The following is a 4,375-nucleotide window of genomic DNA, read 5'->3' as shown; positions in this document are numbered from 1 at the left end:
GGTTGGGGCTCGTGGTGGCGGGAGTCTCGCTGGGGACCTCGCTTTCGATGCGGGGGGCGGACGGACGCTACAGCGCGAGTGACGCGGGGACGGCGCGGACGCTCAACGTGACGTACTTGGTGGGGGCCTATGCCTTCGCGGCGGCGTATGCGTATGGTGTCCTTGATGGGATGGTGTTGACGCCCGCCCCGTCTGCTCGCCCGGTGCCCTGAGAGACGGGCGGGACTTTCGTTTCGGGGAGCCCGCTTTTAAGAGCGGAGGACTGGAGGCCAACATGACCACCGACATCATCCGTGAGCGCCGCTTCAACCCCCTGATTGCCGGGGTGTTGTCGTTCTTCATCCCGGGCCTGGGCCAGCTCTACAAGGGCCAGTTGTTCCGAGCCATCCTGTGGTTCTGCTTCGTCGGCGCGGGGTATTGGTTCTTCATCTTCCCGGGCCTCGTGCTGCACTTCTTCTGCGTGTTCGGCGCGGCCCTGGGCAGCGCGGGGCAGGACCGGCTCCGGCTGGGCAGGTAGAAGACCCCAAGAAACTACACCTGCGAGAACTTCACGCCGGTAGCCTTCGCTCGCTCCAAAGCCATCTTGATGTCCTCGGAGACGATGAGAGCGATGTCCCAGCCTTCCGTGCGGAAGACCTTGGCACCTCCAATCTTCCCGAGGTCGATGCGCATGTCATCGACGGCGTAGTACTGGCCTACCTTCTCGGGGAGTCCATCCTCTGGCTTCCAGTGCTGCACCTTGGACGCTGCGTCATCGATGCAGCGGATGAGCTTCGTGGCCACGAGGATGAGGTACTGGTCCGGGTGCCCCTTGATGTCCACGGGGATGAACTGCACGTCATCGGGGGCCAGTTTCTTGAAGATTTCAGCCACCCTGACGTGGACCACAGGCGTCACGCCCGCGCCCGCCGTGGAGAAGTCCAGCGCCTTGCCTGGTTCGTCGATGGGGATGCTGAGGGGGCCCTTGACCTGGACCGGCCGCCCTGCCCTGAAGATCCAGGGGTCCTCCACCTCCTGGCCTCGTTCGTCCTCGGGGTCCCCCAGGTACCAACTCCCAGCCTGAACGTTCTCGGCGAGGTCGAAGAATCGAGTGGGCATGGTGTGGTTCTACCGCTGGTGGCGCTCGGTCAGGAGCTTGTTGATGTCCGTCCCTTCCGTGACAGCTTCCTTGGCCAGTTTTTGAAGCGCCTTCGTCAGGAGCGTGCGGCACTCATCCACCGAGCGACAGCGTGCGGTGGCACTGTCCAGCCGCCTGAAGACCAGTTCGTGATACCTCTGTGGATGGGGCCCCTTATGGCCCTCGACCGGTACGATGTTCTCGGGGTCCTTCAACTCCATTCCGGCCTTCTTGAAGATTCTCTTGAACCGTGGCGTCCAGGGCCCGCCGCGCGCGGGGGAGACGCTGTTCTTGTCGGTGGCGAGGTGATGGTCCCTGGTCTGACCGCTGCGAATGCCCCGGGTCGCCATGGCGACCGCATTGGGCGCCAGTGCGATGGTGAAGCCCTCGGTCGCCATTGCCACTGACTGCACGCTGCCGATGGCTACGTATTGGTAGCCCGCCTGCGTTTCCAGTGCGACGGCAGCCTGGGCCGAGCCCGGTAGGCGCGAGGCTTTGACTGCCAGTCCCGCCGTATTGCCAATGGCGGCGGTGGCCAGCAAGACGAAGATGCGGGCCGAGTTCTCCCCGAGGACTTCGCCATACGCTTCGCCAGCTTTGCTGAGCTGCTCGAAGGTGGTGGCCCGGTCTACCTCGCGCACCAGTGCGATCCATCCATCCAGCAGGGTCCACACGGTGTCCACACCCAGATAGGCGATGGCCGTGGCCGTTAGGAGAGCAGCCAGTCCCTTGCTGACGGGCTCGGGTAGCGACCAAAGGAGCAGATACATGCTGACGGAGGCACTCACCGTCGCCAGAAGTGCCTGCGGGTCCGCCATGTCTCTCAGGGCCTCTGCGGTCTCCTCCCAGACCGAGCCCATGGCGATGGCCATGGCCAGTGAGTACTTGCCGTCACTGGCCAGCAGGGGGCCTTCGGCCAGCAGGTGCAAGCAGTCTCCGGGCTGTGACTTGCGCTCGCACCACCGTCCGTAGGCGCGCGTCAGCTCGTCATCCGCGTAGGACTCCAGGAGCCGCGGGCCGTCTGGGTCCTTCTCTCTTTCCTGCGGAATGAGCCGGTGGCTGCGAGGCTGGTACAGGTACACGCCACCTCTTTCGGGGACTGCGAAGAGCTGGCGGGCCTCTCGCAGGGGGTTGGCGAAGGGCTGCACGTCCCTGGCGAGCGCCACCACGGTCACCTCGAATTCATCGTCGTCCAGTTCCACGAACTCGGCGTCGTCTTCAACGAACGGTGTGTGGACAAGAGGCTGTCCGTCCCCCGTGTCCAGGCGCACGATCCGGGTCGTTGAACAGCCTGTCACGGTAAGTGCCAGCAGCAGCCAGATGACCCCGCGCGCGCTCATCCAAGTCCTCCCGTTCCGAACTCGGTCCCATGAGACCAGGTCAGGAATTTAGCAGTGTCGTGACGGAACGATGACCCGACGCGGGACGTCCGCCCGCCAACGGGTCATCGTGTCCGTGTACCTCTGTGACTGTCCCTTCTACGCAAGGAGCAGTCGCGCATGGGCATGTCCAGTGGTGGTGGCCGGGGTGGAATGAAGAGTGACATCAACGTCACTCCCCTGGTCGACGTGGTACTCGTCCTCCTCATCATCTTCATGGTGGTGACGCCCATGATGCAGCGAGGCAAGGACGTGGAGCTGCCCCAGGCGAAGCACATCGAGGAGGAGGACGGGCCCGACCCGCTGATCCTCTCGGTGACGCCGGACCGGAAGCTGTTCGTGGAGTCCGAGGCCTATCCGGACGAGCGCGCCCTCCAGGCGAAACTCAAGGCCGAGCTGACGCAGGTGCCTCGGAGGCGGTTGTTGCTCAAGGTGGACCAGTCGCTCACGTATGCGGACGTGATGAAGGTGATGCAACTGGCGAAGGACTCTGGGGCGGAGCGGGTGTCGCTCGCGGTGGTGAAGCCCGAGAATGAGGCGAATTCCGGCGCGCCGTTCCCGCTGACGCCCTGAGCGCGGGTCCCTGGGGGCCGGTGTCGAGGCCGGAGCCCACGAAGCGACAGTCCGCACGTGATGCGGGCCTCCGTGTGTGGACCCAGGCATAGTGTCGCGGATATGTGGCGAGGCTTGTGGGCGAGGATGTCCCAGCAGAACGTGGCGGTGACGCGGCTCATCGGGACGCTGCTGTTGCTGGGCGTGTGCTGTCTGGGGTTCATCGCGTTGTCGGACGAAGTGTCGGAGGGGGAGACGCAGGACTTCGACGAGCGGGTGTTGCGAGCGCTGCGAAGTCCGGAGGACCCGCTGGTGCCGAGAGGGCCCTGGTGGTTGCGGCTCACTGCGGAGGATGTGACGTCACTGGGAGGCGCGCCGGTGTTGTTCCTGGTGACGCTGGCGGTGAGCGGCTTCCTGGTGCTGGTGCGGCGCTACCGGACGTTGCTGTTGCTGCTCGTGGCGACAGTGGGTGGGACGCTGCTGAACGGGGCGCTGAAGCAGTTCTTCTCCCGGCCCCGGCCCTCGGTAGTGCCGCACCTGAAGCAGGTGATGACGACGAGCTTCCCGAGCGGACACGCGATGTTGTCGGCCATCGTGTACCTCACGCTGGGAGCGCTCCTGGCGCAGCTCGCGGAGAGCAGGCGCGTGAAGGCATACATCCTCACGGTGGCGCTGCTGCTCCCGCTGCTGGTGGGACTGACGCGGGTGTACCTGGGGGTGCACTACCCCACGGACGTGCTGGGTGGCTGGGTGGCTGGGCTCGCATGGGCGCTGCTGACGGCACTTGTCGCGCGTGGCCTGCGACGTCGCAGCCCGGCCCTGCGTGAAGAGACGCGGCGCGAGGTGGAGTGACGGAGCGTAGAGTCGCTGGACTTGAAAGGTGGCGGACGCATCATGGGACGCATGTGGCTGGTCCGCCGCGCACCGAGCGCTGCGCCAGGAATACAGCGTCGCCATTCTCGCGCGTCTGCGCATGTGGCTCGCCGCCCAGGCACCGCGCCACCCGCCAAAGAGTCCGATGGGGCAGGCCCTCTCCTACGCGACGAAGCAATGGGACGCGCTGACTCGCTTTGTCGAGGACACGCGCCTGCCCTTGGACAACAACCGCTCGGAGGCGGCGCTGAGAAAGGCATCGCTGGGCCGGAAGAATTTCCTCTTCGTCGGGCACGAGGCCGCGGGAGAGAACCTCGCGGGCCACTAAGAGGACCTAACAAAAGTCAGGGCTGGGGTGGCCACCGACGAAGGGCATCCCCAGCTTGAGTGCATGGTCCGCGAACTCGTTCCCGACGCCTTCTGGCAGCGTGTGGCGCCGCTGCTGCCTCCGCCG

The 4,375-nt window shown here is 65.4% G+C and carries 5 protein-coding genes and 2 pseudogenes; 5 read left to right on the top strand and 2 right to left on the bottom strand.

Features of this window, described 5'->3' with window-relative positions:
* Together HR086_RS45050 and HR086_RS45045 are read left to right on the top strand one after the other, a co-directional pair.
* Positions 1 to 212: pseudogene (locus HR086_RS45050) on the top strand (hypothetical protein); the annotation flags it as partial.
* A 62-nt stretch (positions 213 to 274) separates the two neighbouring features.
* Positions 275 to 517 carry a hypothetical protein gene (locus HR086_RS45045; RefSeq protein ID WP_174468741.1) on the top strand — a complete coding sequence of 81 codons (243 nt, stop codon included), beginning with the start codon at positions 275 to 277 and terminating at the stop codon, positions 515 to 517.
* A 14-nt stretch (positions 518 to 531) separates the two neighbouring features.
* On the opposite strand, the gene HR086_RS45040 is transcribed toward HR086_RS45045, so the two are convergent.
* Together HR086_RS45040 and HR086_RS45035 are read right to left on the bottom strand one after the other, a co-directional pair.
* Positions 532 to 1,098 carry an imm11 family protein gene (locus tag HR086_RS45040; protein WP_174468740.1) on the bottom strand — a complete coding sequence of 189 codons (567 nt, stop codon included), beginning with the start codon at positions 1,096 to 1,098 and terminating at the stop codon, positions 532 to 534.
* A gap of 9 nt (positions 1,099 to 1,107) precedes the next feature.
* Positions 1,108 to 2,457: an AHH domain-containing protein gene (locus HR086_RS45035; RefSeq protein WP_174468739.1), complete on the bottom strand. Its 1,350-nt coding sequence runs from the start codon at positions 2,455 to 2,457 to the stop codon at positions 1,108 to 1,110.
* A 159-nt stretch (positions 2,458 to 2,616) separates the two neighbouring features.
* On the opposite strand from HR086_RS45035, the gene HR086_RS45030 reads away from it, so the two are divergent.
* The 3 genes and pseudogenes from HR086_RS45030 to HR086_RS45020 form a co-directional block, all read left to right on the top strand.
* Entirely contained in the window at positions 2,617 to 3,069 is a 453-nt protein-coding gene (locus HR086_RS45030; protein ID WP_174468738.1) for a biopolymer transporter ExbD, read from the top strand.
* Positions 3,070 to 3,195: 126 nt separating this feature from the next.
* Positions 3,196 to 3,900 carry a phosphatase PAP2 family protein gene (locus HR086_RS45025; protein ID WP_254626740.1) on the top strand — a complete coding sequence of 235 codons (705 nt, stop codon included), beginning with the start codon at positions 3,196 to 3,198 and terminating at the stop codon, positions 3,898 to 3,900.
* Positions 3,901 to 3,970: 70 nt separating this feature from the next.
* A pseudogene (locus HR086_RS45020) lies at positions 3,971 to 4,243 on the top strand (transposase); the annotation flags it as partial.
* Positions 4,244 to 4,375 lie beyond the last annotated feature (132 nt).

It is taken from the genome of Myxococcus sp. CA039A (genome assembly GCF_013336645.1).
GTDB lineage: Bacteria > Myxococcota > Myxococcia > Myxococcales > Myxococcaceae > Myxococcus > Myxococcus llanfairpwllgwyngyllgogerychwyrndrobwllllantysiliogogogochensis.
This window is presented reverse-complemented; position numbering and strand designations above follow the sequence as displayed.